Source organism: Pseudomonas sp. DR208 (genome assembly GCF_019823005.1).
Classification (GTDB): Bacteria; Pseudomonadota; Gammaproteobacteria; order Pseudomonadales; family Pseudomonadaceae; genus Aquipseudomonas; species Aquipseudomonas extremorientalis.
In genome coordinates this window covers 2,789,078-2,809,708 of sequence record NZ_CP081944.1, presented here as the reverse complement: position 1 = coordinate 2,809,708, position 20,631 = coordinate 2,789,078, and the positions used below count along the sequence as shown (strand labels likewise).

Genomic DNA, 20,631 nt, shown 5'->3' with positions numbered 1-20,631 from the left:
CCCCCTGATCAATTCATGTAGAAACCGAACGCCCCGCCGCTGCGCGGTCCGGTGGCCGCTGCGGTAGCCGGTGGTGCGTCGAGGGGCGTGGCGAGGGTGCGACCGCGCACCGGCTCCACCAGGTACGGCGTAATCAGGATCACCAACTCGGTTTCATTACGCTGGAAGCGCTTGGAGCGGAACAAGTTGCCGAGGATCGGCAGGTCACCCAGCAGCGGCAGTTTCTCGATGTCCTGGCTGCTTTCCCGCTGGAACAGCCCGGCGATGGCGAAGGTCTGCCCGCTGCCGACTTCCACCCGCGTATCGGCGCGGCGCACGCTGAAGGACGGCACATGAAAGTTGCCGAAATCCACGGTGCCGCCACTGACCACGCTGCTGACTTCCGGGCGCACCTGCAGGGCGATGCGGCCGTTGGGCAGCAGGGTCGGGTTGAACAACAGCGACACGCCGAACGACTTGTATTCGATGCCCACCAGGTCGCGGTTGACCGGCACCGGGATCGCCACTTCGCCACCGGCGAGGAAGCTGGCGGTCTGGCCGGTCATGGCGGTGATGTTCGGCTCGGCGAGAATCTGCAGCACACCGTTGGCCTGCAAGGCGTCGAGCATGCCGTCGATATTCACATTGCCTGAGCCTGCGCCCGCTGCGGCCAAGCCACCCGCCGAGGCTGCGGCCAATGGCCCGCCGGTGATCAGGCCGAACGAGAACGTGCCGTTGTTGAACATCGCGTTCCAGTTCACGCCGTAGTGCAGCAACTCCGAACGCGACACTTCGGCAAAGCGCACCCGCAAGTTCACTTGGGCGGCCCCTGCGTACTCGGTGGTGTTGATCGCGCTCTGGAAACCCTGCCCCTGGGGATTGAGCAGCGCGTTCAAGTCCGTGGCTTCCGCTACCGATCCCACGGTGCCTTTGGCGATCAGACGGTTACCCGCGCCGCTGATCTGCGCAGCGTTGCCGGGATGCAATGCCTGCATCGGCGCCGTCACCGCCTGGCTGGCGCTGCTGACGGCCAGGCTCAGGCTCGCCAGTTGCTGACCGTCACTGCCGAGGGCGATCAGGCTGGTATTGCCCGGCGCCTTGCCGAAGATGTAGAGGGTGCCCGGTGACACCACCTGCAAGTCGGCCACATTCGGCTCGGCCACCAACACCGTGTCCACGGGGGCGACAAAATGCAGGATGCGCCCTTCGCCGGAGGCCAGGGCGATAGAACCTCCGGCACCGGCGGCGATTTCCTGAGCCTGGCTCACACACGAAAACACAGTCAGCAACAACGCACAAAAACGCATCATGAGGCAGACGCCAGGGGAGTGACGGAAGCCGCGGCAGGCCCGCGGCGATTGGAAATCTCGGTCAGGCTGATGGTCACCAGCGCTTGCAGGTTGTACTCGGTGGCCAGCTCGCGGAACGACAGCACCGCCAGTTCCAGCTCGCCGCGCACCACCAGGCGGCGCAGGCTGCGGCGCAGTTCCGGGTGCACCAGCAACACCGCGCTGTTGACCTCGCGGGTGTGCTCGCACGCCTGGCGCAGTTGGGCGAGCAAGGCGCGGCTGACGTCCTCGGGGATCAACTCGCGCTGCGGTTCCTGGCGACGCAGGGAGCCGCGCAACTGGTCTTCCAGGCCCGGCGCCAGCACCAGCGCACCGATCACCCGGTTGCGGTCGGCGTACTGATGGCTGATCTGCCGTGCCAACGCGGCGCGCAGGTGCTCGGCCAGGCGCCCGGCATCGGTTTCACGGGCGCCCCACTCCACCATGGCTTCGAGCAGGGCGCGCTGGTTGCGGATCGACACGCCTTCGCCCACCAGCAAACGCAGGGTCTCGGCCACCCGCTGCAACGGCACCAGGCGCAGGGCTTCCTTGACCAGTTCGCCGTAGGTGGCCTCGGTGCGCTCCAGCAGCAGACGGGTTTCCTGGATGCCGAGAAAGTCGGCGGCATAGCGGCGCAGGCTGCGTTCCAGCACACCGCGCAACACCTCGTCGGGCAGCAGGAAACCGATGCCGGCGTTGCGCAACGTGTCTTCGTGCTGGCGCTCGACCCAGTGGGCGTTGCGGCCCGTGAGCGGCGAATCGGCCTGCACCGTGGCGAGGTCGAGCAACTGCACATGCACCGGATCGTCCTGCACCAGCAGGCAGTTGGTCGGCAACTCGCCTTCGCTTACCGGCACCCCTTCCAGGGACACGCGGAAACTGCCAGGCGTGGCCTTGGCTTCCATGTAGATGCCCGGTACCGGTATATCCACGCCGAGTTCGGTGCGCAGGTCGTGGCACAGCGCTTCGACGCGTTGGCGCAGCAGTTGGCGCGGTGCGCTTTGGGACACGCCGCTGCCGAGGGTCAGCAGCACGCGGGTATCGGGCAACAGGTTGTCATCCCGTTCGGCCTGGACTTCGACCACCGGCTCCGGCGTCTCGACCAGCACTTCAAGTTCCGGCTGGCGGTGATGCCGGCGATACATCATGAATGCCGCGCCACCGAACACCAGGGACAAGCCGAGGAACACCCAGGTCGGAAACCCCGGCAGCAGGCTCACGCCGATCATGATCAACGCGGTCAACCCCAGAGCGCGGTAGCTGGCGCCCAGTTGCTTGATGATCTCGCTGCCCAGGTCCCCCGCTTCGCCGTCGCTGTTGACGCGGGTGACCACGGTGCCCGCCGCCACCGAAATCAGCAGCGCCGGGATCTGTGCAATCAGGCCGTCACCCACGGTGAGCAACGAGTAGGTGTGCACCGCCACGCCGAACGGCATGTCGCGCTCGATCATGCCGATCAGCATGCCGCCCAGCAGGTTGACCGCCAGGATCACCAGGCCGGCGATGGCATCGCCCTTCACGAACTTCATGGCGCCGTCCATCGCGCCGAACATCTGGCTTTCACGCTCCAATCGCGAGCGGCGACGACGGGCTTCGGCCTGGTCGATATCACCATTGCGCAGGTCGTTGTCGATGCTCATCTGCTTGCCGGGCATCGCATCCAGGGTGAAGCGCGCGGCCACTTCCGCCACGCGCTCGGCACCCTTGGTGATCACCACGAACTGCGCCACGGTGATGATCAGGAACACCACCATGCCCACCACCACTTGCCCAGCGATCACGAAGTCGCCGAAGGCTTTGACGATATGCCCGGCGTCGCCGTGCAGCAGGATCAAACGGGTGGTGGTGATCGACAGCGACAGGCGAAACAGCGTGCTGAGCAGGATCAGCGGCGGCAGCGCGGAGAACTCTACCGAGTGGCCAATGTAGAAGGCCACGATCAGGATCAGGATGCTCAGGGCGATATTGAGACCGATCAGCGCGTCCACCAGGTAGGTGGGCAGCGGGATGATCATCATCACAATCGCCATCAGCATGAATGCGACGATGATCACGTCGGTGCGCTGGGCAGCCAGGCGCGCCAGGTTGTTCAGGCGGTTGAGCGCACTCATGCGCCGGCCCTGCGTGCAGCCAGATAGCGTTTGAAGCACTGGCGCGCGTCGTCCTTGCGCTCGCCGTACCACAAGGCGCGGGCGCGCAACAGCAACAGGCTGGCGGACTCGCCTTCCAGCGCCACCAGACGGTCCAGGGCGCCGAGGGCGCGGGACGCGTCGCCGCTGTCGGTGAAAGCCAGCACCAGCGAGCGCAGCAACACGCCGTCATCGGGGGCGACGTTGACCGCGATCAGCAGCATAACCAGGGCGCGCTGGGACTGGCCATTGCGCCGGTACAGCTCGCCGATGCCCTTGAGCAGTTGCACGGCGTCGTCGTTATCGCGGGCCATCAGGCATGTACCTCCGAGCGTTGCTGTGCGAGGGTGCGGCGCATCTCGATCTCTTCGCCGATCAGCTCGACGGCCAGTGCCTTGATGTGTGGCTCGGCGTCCAGGCTTGGCAGGATGTGTTCCATCACATGCTCCAGCAGTTCCAGGGAGCGAGCACTGCCGAACAACAGCGAGTCGACGCCAGCGGCGCCGGTGAGTTCTTCGAGGTCGCTGCGCAGGGAGCGACGGGTGTGGGTCTTGCGGGTCTTGAGCACCGCTTCGAAGGCGGTGGCCTGGCGCGAATTGACCGGGCGCACAGCTTCGACCGGCGCACTGCGTACGTCACTGGGGATCAACGGGCGGGGTTCGACTTTCATCCCAGGGCCTTAGCTTAAAAGCATGGTCACAACGTGAAGGTGAAGCGCTCCTCACCACGGGCGAGGATCACTTGGTTGTTTTCGATACGTTCCAGCACCCAGTTGTCCGCCAGCGCCGCGCCGGGGTACAGGCGCTTGCCACTGTCATTGATCACGTACGGATGAGGCCCGAACCACACGGCCTGCAAGCGCACGCGCGGCGCCGCTGCATCGGCCCGCACGGCGACGCGCGGGTTGAGCACGATCTGCTGGCCGTAACGCTGGTCGAAGGCTTGCTGCACCGCCAGCCACTGCGGTTTTTGCGACTGTTCGAAGGTGCCCGTGGCGCTGAGCTGGCCGTTGCTGTTGCTGACCTTCACGGTATCCAGTCGGGCGGCTTGCAACTGCTGCTCCAGCCAGGCCTTGGCCTGTTCGCGGGAAGGTGTTTTCAGCGGTGCAACGGCGGTAACGGCGGTTGTCGGCTGCGGTGGTGCTTCACTGCGAAACGCCAGCGCTCCAGCACAGATAAACAGCAGCGCGGTCGCGACGATCCAGGGGGTCAATGTGCGTGACGCGGGCACTGGTTTTTCAGCACCGCCAGGCATTGCCAGGCTCACCCCCGCCGTGCCGATGCGCAGCTGCACCGGCAGCCGCGCGCGATGACCGTTGCCTTGGGGAATGCGCACATTGCCGGCGATCAATACGTCACCGCCCAAGGCTTCGACCGCCACCTGGCCGCCTTCAAAACGCAGGCGCAGGTGCAGGCCGGCAACGCCGGGATCGCTGAGCACCAAATCAGCCGCCAGATCGGCGCCGAGGGTGTAGACAGGCTGGTCGAGCACCAGGGAACTGCCCTGATGCAAACCGTCCGTCACCGTCAGGGTCGGTGCGCCAGTTGCGGCGACCGGGCCCAGGGAAATCAGGGCTGTCATAGTCGGGTTTGCCCCTTTGAGCCTGTGCAACGGGGTCAAGAATCAGGATAAAAACGGGAATTGAGAGGTAAACGGGCAGCGCCGGCGCCGCCCGTTTGGCGAATCAGTTCTGCGGACGCTGTTTGGTGGCGTCCAGCTCGGCTTTTTTCGCGGTGCTGATTTCGGTGATCTTGGCCGACTTCTCGATAGCCATGTTGAAGGTCGCTTCCATCTTCGCGATAGCGTCGTCGGCGCCGCCTGCTTTTACTGGTGGGACATCAGCCATGTTCATCTCCTTGCATCGATAGGGAAGTTATTCAGTTGCGCAACAGCACGCTGAAAGTATGCAAACCGATGAAGGCCCAAAACGTCAGACAATGCGCCTTCGAACCGTTGTTGGTTTGCATGGGCCCCATACTACTCACGATCAAAACGCCTTCGCTGTGAAAGCTTGTGAAACGTTTCAGATACAGGTTGTGAAAGGTCTGGCTCAACCTGGCGTTGAAAAAAATTCATCGCCTGAGTGACATGGAACTTTCAGAGAAAAACAAAAACACGCTCAAGACCAATGTTTACGGGCACTCCGCTAATACCCACTGAACAATGCTGAACAATAAACCTCTTTTGAAACGCGCCACCTAGCGACACCCGGCATTTATTTTCGCGATTACTTCACATTTTTCGCTAATAGCCTTTTGCCCAACTTTCCAGACATTTTGATTTGTAACAGAAGCGACTTAATCATCGCGTTTGATAACTCGTCCCAAGCAACCCAATTGCTTGGCGAGCAACTTCCCTCCGCGCCTGCTAGTGCAACTGCACTAATAACCAAAGGACTCGCTTTCAGGCCGGCTATATATAAATCTTTCAGGTGATCTATGACCGACATGAATTATTCACCCACCACTCTCCTCAAAGACGACGGTTGCGTTGAGATTCACTTCGGCCCTTATCGACTGCTGCCCAAGCGCCACCAACTGCTCAGGCATGACCAGCCGGTAAACCTTGGCAACCGCGCCCTGACCCTGCTGATCGCCCTTGCCTCGCGGCCCGGCGAATTGCTGCAGAAAACCGAACTGCTCGACATTGCCTGGCCGAAACGGGTGGTCGAGGAATGCAACCTGCGCACACAGATCAAGACTCTGCGCCGCACGCTGGGCGATGACGATGACGATGTGCCGTACATCGCCACGGCATCGGGCATGGGCTATCGTTTTGTCGCGCCCACCTGGTTCGAGCAGGCGGCGCACCCGCGGGCGATGAGACCGTCGGGCGGCGGCGGTGAACGTGTGGCCTGCGGCGTGCTTTAGCCCAGGGCGCTCAGGTCCAGGTGGCCATCCTTGATCGGCGGGCACCAGTAGTAGCCACCGGTCAAGGGGGTGCTGATGCGGTACAGGCCATCGACAATCCCGTCCTCCAGACCGCTCATGCGGCGCAGTTGCGCTTCGAACGCATCAAAGGAATGACCGAACGCCAGGAACATCAGGCCCGCCTGACCATTCTCGGCCCAGGGCATGGAGCGACGCACCACGAAGGCTTCCGGGGTGAAGCTTTCCTGGGCGGTGCGCTTGGTGTGGGCGGACTCGGGGGCGTCGTCGAGTTCTTCGTTGTCGCCATGGCGGCGGCCGATGATGTGGTCGCGCTCCTGAGCCGGCAGCGCAGCGAAGCCATCGAGGTCATGCTGCCATTGCTGGATCGCGGCGAAGCTGGCGCCGCTGTCGGTCAGGGCGGCGTCGACCGCGGCGTCGTCGTGGGGGTTTTCGGTACCATCTTCGTAGTCGGTGAGGTCGAAGCCGGTCTTGTAGCGGAAACCTTCGGTCATCTGCACCAGGCGAAATGCCGGAGCCAGGGCCTTTTCAAATGCACGGCTGCGCAACAGCAGTTCACCGCGATCCACGCCATGCAGCCACACCCACAGCGCCTGCTGTGTGGACGGGTTATGCGCGCCCGGCCCGCTGATGGCCGGAAAACTGCGCAAGCCTTCAACGCGTGCGCCCAGTGCGGCAACCAGCGGCTCGCCAAGACCGACCACTGCCGCCGAATCGGTCAGTTGCACCAGTGCGTCCAACGCAGCGGGTACGGCTGCCAGAGCCTCCACGGCAAAAAACAGATGGCGTGCCTGCAACGGCACCGGTGCGGCAAGAATGCCCGGCTGGTACTGACTCATGTGAACTCCTTCTGAAAAGCCGCGCAGTTTAACCGCCGGGCACAGCCCTGCGTACAAGAAAGCGCGCAAGCCTTGCCATAGAGCCTGTTGTTGGGTGACTCTCTAGTCATGTTTTGCAACTATTCCAGGGGTAGCGCCATGACCACCAGCAACCTGCTCGCCCAGCTGTTTCCCGCCTCCGCCGCCGCAGTTCCCGAGCAGTTCCAGCTCGGAGCGCCCATTGAACAGCGTGATTACCTGGTCGACGGCCAGTTGCAGGTATGGAACGGCCCCTTGGCCAAGGTGCAAAGCCCGGTGCAGTTTGGCGACGAGCGCGCGCATATCGGCAGCACGCCGTTGCTGGACGCCGAGACCGCCCTTACCGCCCTGGACGCCGCCGTGCGTGCCTATGACCGCGGCCAGGGCGAATGGCCGACAATGCGCGTGGCCGAGCGCATCCAGCATGTCGAAGCGTTCCTGCGGCGCATGCGTGAACAGCGCGACGCGGTGGTCAAGCTGCTGATGTGGGAGATCGGCAAGAACCTCAAGGACTCGCAGAAAGAATTCGACCGCACCTGCGACTACATCACCGATACCATCAACGCGCTCAAAGAACTGGACCGCCGTTCCAGCCGCTTCGAGCTGGAACAGGACACCCTCGGCCAGATTCGCCGCGTACCGCTGGGCGTGGCCTTGTGCATGGGCCCCTACAATTACCCGCTGAACGAAACCTTCACCACGCTGATCCCGGCGCTGATCATGGGCAACACCGTGGTGTTCAAGCCGGCCAAGCTCGGCGTGCTGCTGATCCGTCCGTTGCTGGAGGCGTTCCGCGACAGCTTCCCGGCCGGGGTGATCAACGTGATCTACGGCAGCGGCCGTGAAACCGTCAGTGCGCTGATGGCCAGCGGCAAGATCGATATCTTTGCGTTTATCGGCACCAACAAGGCCGCCAGCGACCTGAAAAAACTACACCCGAAACCACACCGCCTGCGCGCGGCATTGGGCCTGGATGCGAAAAACCCCGGCATCGTGCTGCCCGAGGTGGACCTGGACAATGCGGTCAGCGAAGCCGTTACCGGCTCACTGTCGTTCAACGGCCAACGCTGCACCGCGTTGAAAATCCTCTTCGTGCATGAAGATGTCGTCGACAGTTTTATCGAGAAATTCAACCAGAAACTGGCCACGCTCAAGCCCGGCATGCCGTGGGAAGACAGCGTGGCGCTGACGCCATTGCCCGAAGTGGGCAAGGTGGATTACCTCACCAGCCTGGTAGCCGATGCCGCGCAACATGGCGCCAAGGTGGTGAATGAGCATGGCGGTGAAAGTCGCGGTTCGTTCTTCTACCCGGCGGTGCTGTACCCGGTGAACCCGCAGATGCGCGTGTACCACGAAGAGCAGTTCGGCCCGGTGGTGCCGATCGTGCCTTACCGCGACCTGGAGACCGTGATCGAGTACGTGCTCGACTCCGATTTCGGTCAGCAACTGAGCCTCTTCGGCACCAACGCCGTGGAAGTCGGGCGCCTGGTGGACGCCTTCGCCAATCAGGTCGGCCGTATCAACATCAACGCCCAGTGCCAGCGCGGCCCGGACACCTTCCCGTTCAACGGGCGCAAGAACTCGGCCGAGGGTACGCTGTCGGTACATGACGCGTTGCGCGTGTTCTCGATCCGCACCCTGGTGGCGACCAAGTTCCAGGAGAGCAACAAGGCGCTGGTCAGCGACATATTGCGTAACCGCGATTCAAGCTTCCTGACTACCGACTACATCTTCTGAAAACGCTACAGACCCAAATGTGGGAGGGGGCTTGCCCCCGATAGCAGTCGCTCAGGAACAGACCGGTTGACTGATCCACCGTTATCGGGGGCAAGCCCCCTCCCACACTTGGACCGTGTACCCCCTGAATTTCGAGGCCACTTTACTACCGATGAACCTGCCCTTCTTCGCCCGGCGCCTGTTGCGCCCCCTGCTCGACCCGTACCGCCGCTACCGCCATGCCAAGCTGATTCACGCCGTGCGCGTGTCCATCGGCTTGCTGGCGACAATCCTGCTGACCACCGGCATCAACCTGCCCCACGGTGAGTGGGCGTCGGTGACCATGCTGATCGTGATCGGTGGTCTGCAGCACCACGGCAATATCGGCAAGAAAGCGGTGGAGCGTGCCTATGGCACCTTGATCGGCGCCAGCGTCGGCTTGGTGGTGGTGGTGCAGCAGGCCTACTTCGGCCTGCCCTTCTTGACCTACCTGTTGATGTCGGCGGTGTGCGGGTTCTTTTCCTATCACGCCATCGGCAAGGGCGGCTACATCGCCCTGTTGTCAGCGATCACCGTGTTTATCGTCGCCGGCCACGGGGACAACCCGATCTCCGATGGGCTATGGCGCACCGTCGATATCTTGATCGGCATTGTGCTGGCCTTGGCGTTTTCGTTCGCCCTGCCGCTGTACGCCATGTATTCGTGGCGCTACAACCTGGCCAGTGCGCTGCGCGATTGTGCGGCGATCTACAGCCGGATCATCAATGGCCAGTCAGTCACCGATGATGAGCACGTCAAGCTGCTCAACCGCTTGAATGCGTCGATGGTGCAACTGCGTTCGCTGATGCCGTCGGTGTCGAAGGAAGTGCGGATTTCCATGACCGAACTCGACGCGATCCAGCGGCATTTGCGCATGTGCATCAGCACCCTGGAGATTCTTGGCAATACCCGGCCCGATCCACGGGATGAACAGGCGATGGCGCGGATGCAGGTGATGTTGAGGACCGAACATCGGCAGATTCGAGTGCAGTTGGTGGGGATGGCGCGGGCGTTGAAGTCGGGGGTGACGGAACGGTTGCAGCGGCCCAGCCCTATCACAGGCACCGAGCCAGCACTGGATACGCCGGTCTACAGCGCGCTGGATGGCTATCGGTTGTTGACGGTACAACTGGCAGCAAACGTGGATGCGATGCGCCAACGCCTGGCCAAAACTGCCGGACGCTGGAAGATCTAGAGAGGTGGCCTGTTGCCGCATTTACCAGCGTCAACACTTTCACACTTTCTCTTACATATTTTTCACGTTTTATTCACATCCCGAAACGTAGGGTGAAACCTCATCCGTTACAAACGTTGCATATCAAGCCCGCCGCCCCAGCGGGCTTTTTTTTGTATCGGATTTGACCTAGCGTGAAGCCTTGGCAGCGGGAGCTGCCGCTTGTTCGCGAATGGACCGCTGGGTGTCCAGCACTTTGGCCAATGCAGTTTCCGCTTCCGGGCTCTGCTGCGGCACGCGAATCGCCGCCGAGACCAGGGTGATCAGCTTGGCCATCACCTCGGCATCCGTCGCCGGGCGGCCCAGGCTCATGGAGTTCATCAGCAGCCGCAGTTCGGTACCCGCCATCACCCCGGAAATCGCCTTGAGGGCAAATTGCAGGCGCACCCCCAGCTCATTGCGCGGCAGGTCCGGCAGGGCCAGGGCAAAGGCTTCGAAGAAACGCTGGAACACCGGCTGGTAATGCACCTTGAGGTATTCCTGGATAAACGGCGAGGTGTCGCTGTAGACCCGGCCCAGGAAGCGGATGAACGAACGCCCTTCCCCATTGGCACTGGCCGGGTCGCTGCGCTCCAGGCCCATGGCCGGGGCAAACAGCACGCCGAGCAAGGTGTCGCAGTCCAGCGGGCCGTCGGACTCGGCCTCGCACCGCGCCAACAGTTCCAGGCGCTGCTCGTTGAGCGGCTCCAGGCGCTGCTTGAGCAGGGTTTGCATCAGGGAATCCTTGTCCCCGAAGTGGTAGTTCACCGCCGCCAGGTTGACCTGGGCACGCTCGGTAATCTGCCGTAACAAAACCGCGTCATATCCGTACTTGATGAAGAGAGCCTCTGTCGCATCCAGCAATCGAGTCTTGGTAATGTTTGGAGCGCTGACTTTCTTCGCGACCATAGAAGTTCCACGTGGGAAATATTGTTTTAAAAAATAATTTGATTTTTTATACCGGGGCCGCCGCCTGAAAGCAAGTAGTGACACTGCGCCATATGATCAAAAGCCTGCGCCCACGGGCTCTTTGAGACTGCTGGAATGAATTTTGAGCGGCCTGGAGGCCCCTGGAGGAAATCGTTTCAAAGGATGAAACCGCTCTATATCCATGGCTGGCGAAGCAGCGGGAACACGGTTAGTATTCAAACAATATTTTAAAAACAAGAAATAAAACCAGTCCGTGACGCATGCCAGGCAGCTCCCGAACTTGTAACAATGCTTTTCCGGGGGCAGCACGGCATCGTCGAGACTGCAGGCGTAGTCATGATGACAGATACCCCCGCGCACCCAGGCTTGATCTCCCTGCAAGGCATCGGCAAAAGCTATCAGCTGGCCGGGCAACACCTGGCCATTCTCAATGATGTGTGCCTGTCCATCGCCAGTGGCGACAGCTGCGGCATCCTTGGCGCCTCCGGTTCGGGCAAAAGTACCCTGCTGAATATCCTCGGCCTGCTGGACCTGCCCAATTGCGGCCAGTACCACTTCGCCGGCCACGATATTTTCAACGCCACACCGGACCAGTTGGCGGCTATCCGCAACCAGCAGATCGGCTTCGTGTTCCAGAGTTTCAACCTGCTGCCGCGCCTCAGCGCCCTGGACAACGTCGCCCTGCCCTTGAGTTATCGCGGCGTGTCGCGGCATGAGTCGGTGGAACAGGCCTTGCGCATGCTGGATCAGGTCGGCCTGTCCGAGCGCGCCCACCATCGCCCCGCCGACCTCTCCGGCGGCCAGCGCCAACGGGTCGCCATCGCGCGGGCACTGGTGGGCAACCCGTCGGTGATCCTGGCCGACGAACCCACCGGTAACCTCGACAGCACCACCGCACAGGAGATCATGGACCTGCTGCTGGCGTTGAACCGCGAACAGCAAGTCACGCTGATCATCGTCACCCACGACCCGCATATCGCCGAGCGCCTGGAGCGCAAGATCCTGGTGCGCAATGGCGTGGTGCAAGAGGCCGGGAGCCTATGAGCCTGCGGGTCGAACAAAGCCTCAGCCAACTGTTGCATGAAGCGTTCGTCAGCCTGCGCACGCTGGGCAAGCGTTCGGTCCTGGCCTTGCTGGGCATCGTCATCGGCAGTTCGTCGGTGGTGGCGCTGATCAATATCGGCCACAACGCCGCCACCGACGCGGCGATGATCTTCAAGGACATGGGCACCGACACCCTGATCGCCCAGTTCCCGCCCAAGGACGGCAGCAGTATCCCCATGCCTGCCCGCCTCGACCTGGAGGCCGTGCGCCAAACCGTGCCGGGGATTGCCCATATCGGCGCCCTCACGCTGTTCAGCGGGCCCATCGTGTTCCACGGTCGCACCACCAACGCCAACTTCGTCGGCAGCACGCCGGACATCAAGGACGCGATGCGCCTGGTGATGCAGCAGGGGCGCTTCCTGTCGAACTTCGATGCCAATGAAACCTACGGCGTGATCGGCGACCAGTTGGCCCAGGCGCTCGGTGCGCCAGGTGACCCGCTGCAACTGGGCGACCGTGTGCGCATCAACGACTATCTGTTCCTGATCATCGGCATCCTGCGCAACCAGCCCCGGGCGATGCTGATGCCGGTGCAGGCCAACGAGTCGCTGTTCATCCCCGCCGAAGGCATGCGCCGCATCTATGCCACACCGCAGATCGGCAACGTGATCATCCGCGCCACGCCCGGCCAGGACATGGAACGCCTTGCCAAGGACGTGGCTGGCGCCCTGAGCTCGCAGCTCTCCGACCACGATGCAGACATCCAGGTGCCCCAGCAAATGATCGACGGAATGACCCGGCAAAGCCGCACCTTTGCGTATCTGCTGCTGGCCCTGGGGGCGATTTCCCTGGTGGGCGGTGGCGTCGGGGTGATGAACGTGATGCTGATGAACGTCTCGGAGCGCCGTCGCGAGATCGGCATTCGCATGGCCCTCGGCGCACGCCAGCGCGACATCCGCAACCTGTTCCTGCTCGAAGCCGTGACCCTCACCGCCGTCGGTGCCCTGTGTGGCGCCGTGCTGGGCATGACGGCGGCCTGGTTGTACGCCTGGCTGTCGGGCTGGGAATTTGCCCTGGCGGTCGCCGCCCTGCCGCTGGGGGTGGGCAGCACGTTGCTGGTGGGGTTGTTCTTCGGCATCTACCCGGCGGTCTCCGCCTCGCGGTTGCAGCCAGTGGAGGCCCTGCGCGATGAGTAAATGGCTATGGCTGCTCGCATTCGCCAGCCTGCCCGGCATGGCCGCCGACGTGGTCATCAGACCATCGGCACCCAGCACCACTCGCAGCGGCTACGAGCGCAGCGTTTCGTTGAATGCCCAGACCACCGCCATGACCCTCGGGGATGCGGTGTACCTGGGCCTGCGCAACAACCCGGCGATCCGCAGCGCGTACCTGCAACGGGTGGCACAGAAGTTCGACCTGCGCGTGGCCGAAGATGTGTTCAACCCCAAGCTCACCCTCAACAGTTACTACCGCAGCACCCGGGGCTCCGCCGACAATACGCGCAATGCCAACGTGGCGCCCGCCACCAGCCTGCTCGGCGAGTACGGCACACGCCTGAGCATGGCCTGGACCCAGCAACTGAGCAACGCCGACCGCGCCGGTCGCTACCGCAGCGACGGCCTTGACCTGGCAATCATCCAACCGCTGCTGCGCGGTGCCGGCTGGGACGCCACCACCGCGCCGCTGCGCCTGTCGCGCCTGTCGGAACAGGCCAACCGCCTGAACCTCAAGGCCACCGTCGCGCAAACCATCAGCCAGATCATTGCCACCTACCGCGAACTGCTGCGTGCCCAGGAACAACTGAGCATCGTGCAGGATGCGCTCAAGCGTTCCGGCACCTTGCTGGAAGTGAACAAGGCGCTGATCAGTGCCGGGCGCATGGCCGAATTCGAAATCGTGCAGACCGAAGCCGATATCGCCACCCAGCAACTGGGCGTGGAAGAAGCGCAAAACCAACTGGACACCAGCCGCCTGGCGCTACTGCGTCTGCTGGCCCTGGACCTGTCCACGCCGATTCGCGCCACCGAAGCCCTGGAGGCCAGGCCCATGCAGATCGATAAGCGCCAGGCCTTCAACCTGGCGCAGACCCAGCAACCCGAATACCTCGCCGCCCTGCTCGGCAGCCAGCAGGCCGACCTCAACCTGGTGATCGCCAAGGACTCGGGTCGCTGGCAAGTGGACCTGGTGGCCGGCGCCAACCAGGTGCGCGCCAACACTGACAACGATACCGGCCGTTCCAACAACCGTACCTGGGACAGCTACGCCGGGGTGCAAGTGCAGATTCCCATCGGCGATATCAGCACGCGCCAGGCCGAAGTGCGCGCGCGAGTGAATGTGGAGGACCAGGCCATCCGCATCACCGATGCACGCCAGGAACTGGAACGCAGCGTCAACGATGTGGTGCGTGACCTCGGCACCCGCTGGCGCCAGTATGAAATTTCCCAGCGCGCCGTGGAGTTGTCGCGGCGCAAGATCGAGATCGAGCGGGAAAAACTCAGCGCCGGACGCTCCACCAACTTCCAGGTGCTGAGTTTCGAGACCGACCTGCGCAACGCCGAAAACGCGCAACTGAATGCGCTGATCGCTTATTTGAACGCCCAGACCCAGCTCGACCTGACCCTGGGCATGACGCTGGAAAGTTGGGAAATCGCCCTCAATGACTACTAATCAGAAACGCCTGCTGGGTGCTGTGTTGATCGTCCTGCTGGGCAGTGCGGGCCTGGCCTTGCGCAGCCCGGCGTCCGATCCGGGCGGTGCCAGCGAACAGTGGCTGGCCGTCAAGCCCGAAGCGCTGGAGCACCGGATCGGCCTGGTAGGCAAGATCGAGCCTGATACCACGATCACCCTCACCGCGCCCTTCGATGGCAACGTGCAAGCCAACCTGGTGGAGCAAGGTCAGCGCGTCGAGGCCGGCCAGGTGCTGTTGCGCATGGACCCGGCCACCCTGGAGGTGCAATTGCGCGAAGCGCTTTCCGCCCAGCTCAAGGCCCGGCGCACCGTGCAAGAGATGCAGGACTGGGACAGCAGCCCCGCCGTCAGCCGCGCCCGCCGCAGCCTGCGCACCGCCGAAATGACCGCCGGCAACACCCAGCGCAAACTCACCGAAAGCGAAAACCTGTTCAAGCGCGGCATCATCCCGCGCAATGAACTGGACGACCTCAGGCAACAGACCCAGCAGCAGCAACTGGATCTCGCGTCCGCCCGCAGCGAACTGCAGCAGGCCATCGACCAGGGCAAGGGCGAGTACCGCCAGATCGCCGACATGGAGCTGACCAACGCCACGGTGAAATACGACGCCCTGCACAAGCTGCTCGACGGCCAGGAGGTCAAGGCGCCGTTCTCCGGCATCGTGGTGCCGCCACCGGGCAACACCTCATCCCAGGGCGGCGGCAACAACAATGCCCCGGTGCAGGCCGGCAGCAAGGTCAGCCAGGGCCAGGTGCTGTTTGGACTGGCGAACATTGAACGACTGAAAATCACCGCCAAGGTTTCGGAGCTGGACATCAACCAGTTGCATCAGGGCCAGGCGGTGGAAGTGCTGGGCGACGGGTTTGATGGCGAGCGGCTGACCGGCTCGGTAAGCGTGGTCAGCGGCTTGGCAATTGCCAACGACAGCCAGGGCAGCGCGCAGTTTCCGGTGACCCTGTCGATCCCCAAACTCACGCCGCAGCAGTTGCAACGGGTGCGCCTGGGGATGAGTGCGCGGCTGACCATCGTGACCTACAACAATGCCCAGGCGATGGTGATTCCCAGCCAGGCAATCCAGGCGGACAACACGGTGGAGTATCGGGAGACGATGGATAAGCCGGTGGAGCGGGTGAAGGTGACCACGGGGCAATCAACCGCGCAGGGCGTCGAAGTCTTCGGCCTGAAACCCGGCCTTGTGAAGACCTCAAGATAAATGGAAAACCCTATGTGGGAGGGGCATCAGCTTTGCGGCCAGTGCCTTGGCTTGCAGCGCTACATCAGTCACCGCCGTGCTTTCCCACCACATCCCACGCAACGGCGGGCCCATGGCGAACAAGCGCTGGCTGACCTGCCCCTGTGCGTCCACCACTGCCCCCGACGCATCCGCCGCAATCCCCAACGCGAGCGGCCCAGGCTGGATCAGCCCACGCTTGAGCAACTGCCGGGGCAGCGGCCGCGCCACGCGGCGCCAGTCGTATTCAATACCGCTGGAGTTGATCAGCGCTGCGCCCGAGACCTGGGTGATGCCTTGCTCGCCGCGATAACGCAAACGAATCGTCACCCCTTCACCCGAAGGTTCCAACCCCTTGAACGACGCCGCCCGGATCCGCAACCGCCCCTCTTCGTGCAAGCGCGCCACCAACTGCGCGCTCAACGGCGGCGAGCGGTGGTGATGGCTCTCCCACCAGGGCCGTACATGCCTCACGAACTGGCGCTTCTCGCGCTCGCTGGCCTGGCTCCACAGGCGCGCGATATGCACGCGCACGGTGTCCAGCGGCGCCTGCCAGTCGATGCCCTGCTCCCGTGCAAGCGCGCATTGCCGGCGCACCTCGCGCAGCAACTGCCGAGGGCTGCGCAGGCGGTGGTCCTCCCCAAGGAAATCCCCCCAGGCCGGCGGTTGCCGCCGCACATGGGGCAGCAGGCCGTGACGCGAGAACACCTCGATCGGCCCGCGATGCCCGGCCTGTTCCAGGGACACCACGGCGTCGACCATGGTCAGCCCGGAACCGATGATCAGCACCGGCGCCTGCGGGTCGATCCGGCGCATCGCGCTCACGTCCCACGGGTCCACCGCCGCCGCGTTCAGCCCGCTGGATTCAGTCTGCGGTGTACGCGCCGCCGGGAACATGCCGGTAGCCAGTACCGCAAACGCGCCACGCAGTTGCTGGCCGTTATCGAGGGTCAGCAGGGTTGGGCCTTCATCCACTTGCAGGTCGACTACCTCACTACGCACATGCTCCACGCTGGATGCGGACTGCGCCTTCGCCTCGGCCAAACGTTGCTGGGCATACAAGCCGAATATCCCGCGTGGCGGGAACAGTTCGCTGATCGGCACGTGTTGCTGGTCGGACTCAGGCCAGCCGCCGGCACCGATGTAGTCGGTGAGCCATTGGGTCAGGTCGTCAGGGTTGTCCGGGTCGACACTCATGCGCGCCGCGTTGCCGTTCAGGGTGTGGCCCAGTTCGACGGCGCTATAGGCCTCGCCCCGGCCCAGCTCGGCACGCGGTTCGATCACCAGCACCCGGCGCGCGCCCGGCAGGCGCAGCAGTTGCACGGCCAGCATCGTGCCGCTCAGGCCGCCGCCGATGATCAGGACATCAGCGTTGCGGATGGATTCAGTCATGCGAAGTCGCCCTTACTGTTTGCCCAGGTAAATGTCATGCAGATCGCCCCGCGCCAGCAGTTCAGCGGCGCTGCCACTCAAGGCCACGCGCCCAGTATCCAATACGTAGCCGTGGGACGCATAGTTCAGCGCGACGTTGATGTTCTGCTCGGCGATCAGGAAGCTCACCTGCTGCTCACGGTTGAGCTGCGCGATGATCGCGAAAATCTCCTGCACGATCATAGGCGCCAACCCCATGGACGGCTCGTCGAGCAGTACCAAAGTAGGACGGGTCATCAACGCCCGGCCGATGGCGACCATCTGCTGCTCGCCGCCGGAGGTGAGGCCGGCGCGGGTATGGCGCTTGGTCTTGAGCCGTGGGAACCAGGCGTAGACGCGTTCCAGGTCGTGCTCCAGGTCCCGGCGACTCAGGCGTCGCACAAAGCCGCCGCTGCGCAGGTTGTCTTCCACGCTCAGTTGGCCGAACACATGGCGGCCTTCCAACACGTGCACCATGCCCTGGCGCACGCGCTGGCTGGGGTCGATGCCGGCCAGGTCGGCACCGGCGTATTCGATCACGCCGCGGCTGACCTCGGCCCGCTCGGCACGTACCAGCCCGGAGATGGCCTTGAGCGTGGTGCTCTTGCCGGCGCCATTGGCACCGAGCAAGGCCACAATGGCGCCCTTGGGCACGCTCAGCGACACTCCGGCCACCGCGAGGATCGCGCCGTCGTAGATCACTTCGATATCGTTGACCGTCAGCAGCGACGACTGCGCGGCATCGGTGGCGGGCTGGCGCATGATTTATTCGTCCCCGGTACAGGTGCGTGGCGTCAGGCCTTTTTCCTTGGCGAACGCTGCCGACTTTTCATCGATCAACGGGCGCAACAACCCACGGTCGGCGGCGATCCACTCACTGATCAGCGTCCAGTTGGCGCCGTCCCACTGCTGCACCCGCGCCGAGCCGCCGCCTTCGTGATCGCGGCACGACAGCTTGAGGTTCTGCATCAGGCCCAGGTAGCCCATGTCCTTCAAGCGCGCATCGTCGATGTTCAGGTGTTCCAGGCCCCAGCGGCCTTCTTCGCCGTTGAGTGGGCGCTTGCCGAACTTGGCCTGGCCGGTGCGGATTGCCTCCACCGCCACGGCGGCGTTCACCAGGCCGGAGTTGTAGTAGACGCTGCCGAAGTTCTTCAGGTCCTTGAGGTCACTGTGGCCCTTGTCGAGGATGTATTGCTTGAGACGTTTGTGGATCTCGAAATCAGCGCCGGCCGGGTATGGCGTAAGGGCCAGGTAGCCCTTGGCGGCGGCGCCTGCGGGCAATACGTCTTCACTGGAGCTGGCCCAGATGTCGCCGATGATGTGGTCCACCGGAAAGCCGAAGCGCGCGGCGGTCTTCACCGCCACCGGCGTGGACACGCCCCAGGTGCGCAGGAACACCCAGTCCGGGTTGGCCTGGCGCACCTGGCGCCATTGCGCAGACTGCTCGTTGCCGGGGTCGGCGACCGGGATCTGGATGTTTTCGAAGCCGTATTTTTCCGCCAGCAACTTGAGCGGGCCGAGGGTTTCGCGACCGTAGGCCGAGTCGTGGTAGACCGTGGCGATCTTCTTGCCCTTGAGCTTGTCGAAACCGCCTTCACGCTGTGCGATGTAGTTCACCAGCGTCGACGCTTCGCTGTAGAACGTCAGCATCACCGGGAAGTTATACGGGAACACCGTGCCGTCGGTGGCTTCGGTGCGGCCGTAGCCGAGGGTGATCAGCGGGATCTTGTCCACCTCGGCCCGCTCGCTCAGCGCATACGCCGCCGGCGCGCCATTGGGCTGGTACACCGCGACAGGCGCGCCATCCAGGCCATGCTTGAAGCGCTCGTAGCACTCGATGCCCTTCTCTGCCGTCCACTCGGTCTCGCATTCCTGCCACACCAGCTTGACGCCGTTGATGCCACCTTCGACCTCGTTGATGTAACGCAGGTAATCGATCATCCCGGCCCACACCTGCACGCCGCTGGACGCATAGGCGCCCACACGATAGGTCGCCAGGGGAATGAATTGCTGGTCCGGCGAGGCCATTGCCTGGGGGACTGCACCGGCCAAGGTTGCCAGCGCAAAGGCAGCGCCGACCAGGGAACGTTTCAAGGATGCACGCATAGGGATTCTCTTAAGGGAATGTCAGAAACGCAGCGGCCACTGCCGCACGCGGTCACGCAGGTTGTGCAACAGGCGAATCAAGCCCTCGGGTTCCTTGATCAGGAACACGATGATCAACACGCCAAAGATGATTTTCTGCAGGTTCTGCAACTGCCCCGCATCCACCGAGCCGCCGAACAACGCCTGCCCGGCATGGCTGAGGAAGATCGGCAGCAAACTGATGAACGCCGCCCCGACAAAGTTGCCGGCGATGCTGCCCATGCCGCCGATAATGATGATGAACAGGATCTGGAAGGAGCGATTGATATCAAAGCTACTGGCGCTGGCGGTGCCCAGGTAGGCGAAGGCCCACAGCGCACCGGCTATGCCCAGGTAGAACGAACTGACCGCGAACGCCAGGCGCTTGTAGCGCACCACCGGAATGCCGACCACGGCGGCGGCGGTGTCCATGTCGCGGATCGCCATCCAGTTGCGGCCGACCTGGCTGCGCACCAGGTTGATCGCGGTCCAGGTCAGCAGCAGTACCGTGACCAGGGTCAGCAGGTAGCGGCCCAGCGGTGTGTTGAGGTCATGGCCGAACAGCGCCAGCCTGGGCGCAGAAATGGTCCCCGACGAACCGTAGTTGTAGAACCAGGGAAACTTGACGAACAGCCACTCCAGGAAAAACTGCGCGGCCAGGGTGGTGACCATCAGGTAGAAGCCCTTGATCCGCGAGCTGGGCAGGCCGAACAGCAGGCCGACCAACGCACTGATGACCCCGCCGCCGAGCAGCGCCACCGGCAACCCCAGCTCCGGCAGGCGCAGCAGAAAACCGTAGGTGGCAAACGCACCGACGGCCATGAAGCCGGCCGCGCCCACCGAGGTCTGCCCGGTATAGCCGGTGAGCAGGTTCAGGCCCAGCCCGGCCAATGACAGCACCAGAAACGGGATCAGGATCGCGTTCAGCCAATAGTCATTGCCCCACAGCGGCACCCCGATAAAGGCCAGTGCCAGCAGGCCAATCAAGGCCCAGGGGATGCGCCGCTGAATCAGCAGCAACGGCGCGGTGTGTTGTGCAAGAGGGATCGACATGT

General features: G+C 63.4%; 19 protein-coding genes. 7 read left to right on the top strand and 12 right to left on the bottom strand.

Going from position 1 to position 20,631, the window contains the following annotated elements:
- Positions 1 to 8 precede the first annotated feature (8 nt).
- The 6 genes from K5K89_RS12720 to K5K89_RS12695 form a co-directional block, all read right to left on the bottom strand.
- Positions 9 to 1,289 (bottom strand): type II and III secretion system protein family protein, encoded by a 1,281-nt coding sequence (locus tag K5K89_RS12720; RefSeq protein WP_071491937.1) that lies wholly within the window; start codon positions 1,287 to 1,289, stop codon positions 9 to 11.
- The gene (gene sctV / locus K5K89_RS12715) at positions 1,286 to 3,418 is read right to left on the bottom strand and encodes a type III secretion system export apparatus subunit SctV (RefSeq protein WP_092244961.1); all 2,133 of its coding nucleotides are present in this window, start codon (positions 3,416 to 3,418) and stop codon (positions 1,286 to 1,288) included. The genes K5K89_RS12720 and sctV overlap by 4 nt, the downstream gene beginning before the upstream one ends.
- Positions 3,415 to 3,750 carry a tetratricopeptide repeat protein gene (locus K5K89_RS12710; RefSeq protein WP_071491939.1) on the bottom strand — a complete coding sequence of 112 codons (336 nt, stop codon included), beginning with the start codon at positions 3,748 to 3,750 and terminating at the stop codon, positions 3,415 to 3,417. Before K5K89_RS12710 ends, sctV begins: the two co-directional genes overlap by 4 nt.
- Positions 3,750 to 4,106: a hypothetical protein gene (locus K5K89_RS12705; protein WP_071491940.1), complete on the bottom strand. Its 357-nt coding sequence runs from the start codon at positions 4,104 to 4,106 to the stop codon at positions 3,750 to 3,752. The genes K5K89_RS12710 and K5K89_RS12705 overlap by 1 nt, the downstream gene beginning before the upstream one ends.
- Before the next feature lie 26 nt (positions 4,107 to 4,132).
- Positions 4,133 to 5,017 (bottom strand): FHA domain-containing protein, encoded by an 885-nt coding sequence (locus K5K89_RS12700; protein ID WP_222541541.1) that lies wholly within the window; start codon positions 5,015 to 5,017, stop codon positions 4,133 to 4,135.
- A gap of 103 nt (positions 5,018 to 5,120) precedes the next feature.
- Positions 5,121 to 5,282 (bottom strand): hypothetical protein, encoded by a 162-nt coding sequence (locus K5K89_RS12695; protein WP_016969018.1) that lies wholly within the window; start codon positions 5,280 to 5,282, stop codon positions 5,121 to 5,123.
- A 601-nt stretch (positions 5,283 to 5,883) separates the two neighbouring features.
- Here K5K89_RS12695 and K5K89_RS12690 point away from each other — a divergent pair.
- Positions 5,884 to 6,306, top strand: a complete 423-nt coding sequence (locus tag K5K89_RS12690) for a transcriptional regulator (RefSeq protein WP_371322061.1) — start codon at positions 5,884 to 5,886, stop codon at positions 6,304 to 6,306.
- On the opposite strand, the gene K5K89_RS12685 is transcribed toward K5K89_RS12690, so the two are convergent.
- Complete coding sequence (locus K5K89_RS12685; RefSeq protein WP_071491942.1) at positions 6,303 to 7,163, bottom strand: Dyp-type peroxidase; 861 nt, start codon at positions 7,161 to 7,163, stop codon at positions 6,303 to 6,305. The genes K5K89_RS12690 and K5K89_RS12685 overlap by 4 nt on opposite strands.
- Before the next feature lie 138 nt (positions 7,164 to 7,301).
- On the opposite strand from K5K89_RS12685, the gene K5K89_RS12680 reads away from it, so the two are divergent.
- Both K5K89_RS12680 and K5K89_RS12675 read left to right on the top strand, forming a co-directional pair.
- Positions 7,302 to 8,918 carry an NADP-dependent glyceraldehyde-3-phosphate dehydrogenase gene (locus tag K5K89_RS12680; protein ID WP_071491943.1) on the top strand — a complete coding sequence of 539 codons (1,617 nt, stop codon included), beginning with the start codon at positions 7,302 to 7,304 and terminating at the stop codon, positions 8,916 to 8,918.
- 151 nt (positions 8,919 to 9,069) lie between these two features.
- Positions 9,070 to 10,131 (top strand): FUSC family protein, encoded by a 1,062-nt coding sequence (locus K5K89_RS12675; protein WP_222541539.1) that lies wholly within the window; start codon positions 9,070 to 9,072, stop codon positions 10,129 to 10,131.
- A 168-nt stretch (positions 10,132 to 10,299) separates the two neighbouring features.
- Here K5K89_RS12675 and K5K89_RS12670 read toward each other — a convergent pair whose 3' ends face one another.
- On the bottom strand, positions 10,300 to 11,058 hold the full coding sequence (locus K5K89_RS12670) for a TetR/AcrR family transcriptional regulator (protein ID WP_222541538.1): 759 nt from the start codon (positions 11,056 to 11,058) through the stop codon (positions 10,300 to 10,302).
- 357 nt (positions 11,059 to 11,415) lie between these two features.
- On the opposite strand from K5K89_RS12670, the gene K5K89_RS12665 reads away from it, so the two are divergent.
- From K5K89_RS12665 to K5K89_RS12650, 4 genes are read left to right on the top strand one after another with little or no spacing between them, the layout of a single operon-like run.
- Positions 11,416 to 12,123 carry an ABC transporter ATP-binding protein gene (locus K5K89_RS12665; RefSeq protein WP_071491946.1) on the top strand — a complete coding sequence of 236 codons (708 nt, stop codon included), beginning with the start codon at positions 11,416 to 11,418 and terminating at the stop codon, positions 12,121 to 12,123.
- Positions 12,120 to 13,319 carry an ABC transporter permease gene (locus tag K5K89_RS12660; RefSeq protein ID WP_222541537.1) on the top strand — a complete coding sequence of 400 codons (1,200 nt, stop codon included), beginning with the start codon at positions 12,120 to 12,122 and terminating at the stop codon, positions 13,317 to 13,319. The genes K5K89_RS12665 and K5K89_RS12660 overlap by 4 nt, the downstream gene beginning before the upstream one ends.
- Entirely contained in the window at positions 13,312 to 14,790 is a 1,479-nt protein-coding gene (locus K5K89_RS12655; RefSeq protein ID WP_071491948.1) for a TolC family protein, read from the top strand. Before K5K89_RS12660 ends, K5K89_RS12655 begins: the two co-directional genes overlap by 8 nt.
- Positions 14,780 to 16,024 (top strand): efflux RND transporter periplasmic adaptor subunit, encoded by a 1,245-nt coding sequence (locus K5K89_RS12650; RefSeq protein WP_222541536.1) that lies wholly within the window; start codon positions 14,780 to 14,782, stop codon positions 16,022 to 16,024. The genes K5K89_RS12655 and K5K89_RS12650 overlap by 11 nt, the downstream gene beginning before the upstream one ends.
- Here K5K89_RS12650 and K5K89_RS12645 read toward each other — a convergent pair.
- Genes K5K89_RS12645 through K5K89_RS12630 form a run of 4 tightly spaced genes read right to left on the bottom strand, consistent with a single transcriptional unit; the run spans position 16,016 to position 20,629 of the window.
- Positions 16,016 to 17,434, bottom strand: a complete 1,419-nt coding sequence (locus K5K89_RS12645; protein WP_222541535.1) for an FAD/NAD(P)-binding protein — start codon at positions 17,432 to 17,434, stop codon at positions 16,016 to 16,018. The two genes, K5K89_RS12650 and K5K89_RS12645, sit on opposite strands and share 9 nt — an antisense overlap.
- Before the next feature lie 12 nt (positions 17,435 to 17,446).
- Positions 17,447 to 18,214, bottom strand: coding sequence for an ABC transporter ATP-binding protein (locus tag K5K89_RS12640; RefSeq protein WP_222541534.1), 768 nt, complete (start codon positions 18,212 to 18,214; stop codon positions 17,447 to 17,449).
- Between the two features lie 3 nt (positions 18,215 to 18,217).
- Positions 18,218 to 19,558: an ABC transporter substrate-binding protein gene (locus K5K89_RS12635; RefSeq protein ID WP_222541533.1), complete on the bottom strand. Its 1,341-nt coding sequence runs from the start codon at positions 19,556 to 19,558 to the stop codon at positions 18,218 to 18,220.
- Between the two features lie 21 nt (positions 19,559 to 19,579).
- On the bottom strand, positions 19,580 to 20,629 hold the full coding sequence (locus tag K5K89_RS12630) for a branched-chain amino acid ABC transporter permease (RefSeq protein WP_222541532.1): 1,050 nt from the start codon (positions 20,627 to 20,629) through the stop codon (positions 19,580 to 19,582).
- Positions 20,630 to 20,631 lie beyond the last annotated feature (2 nt).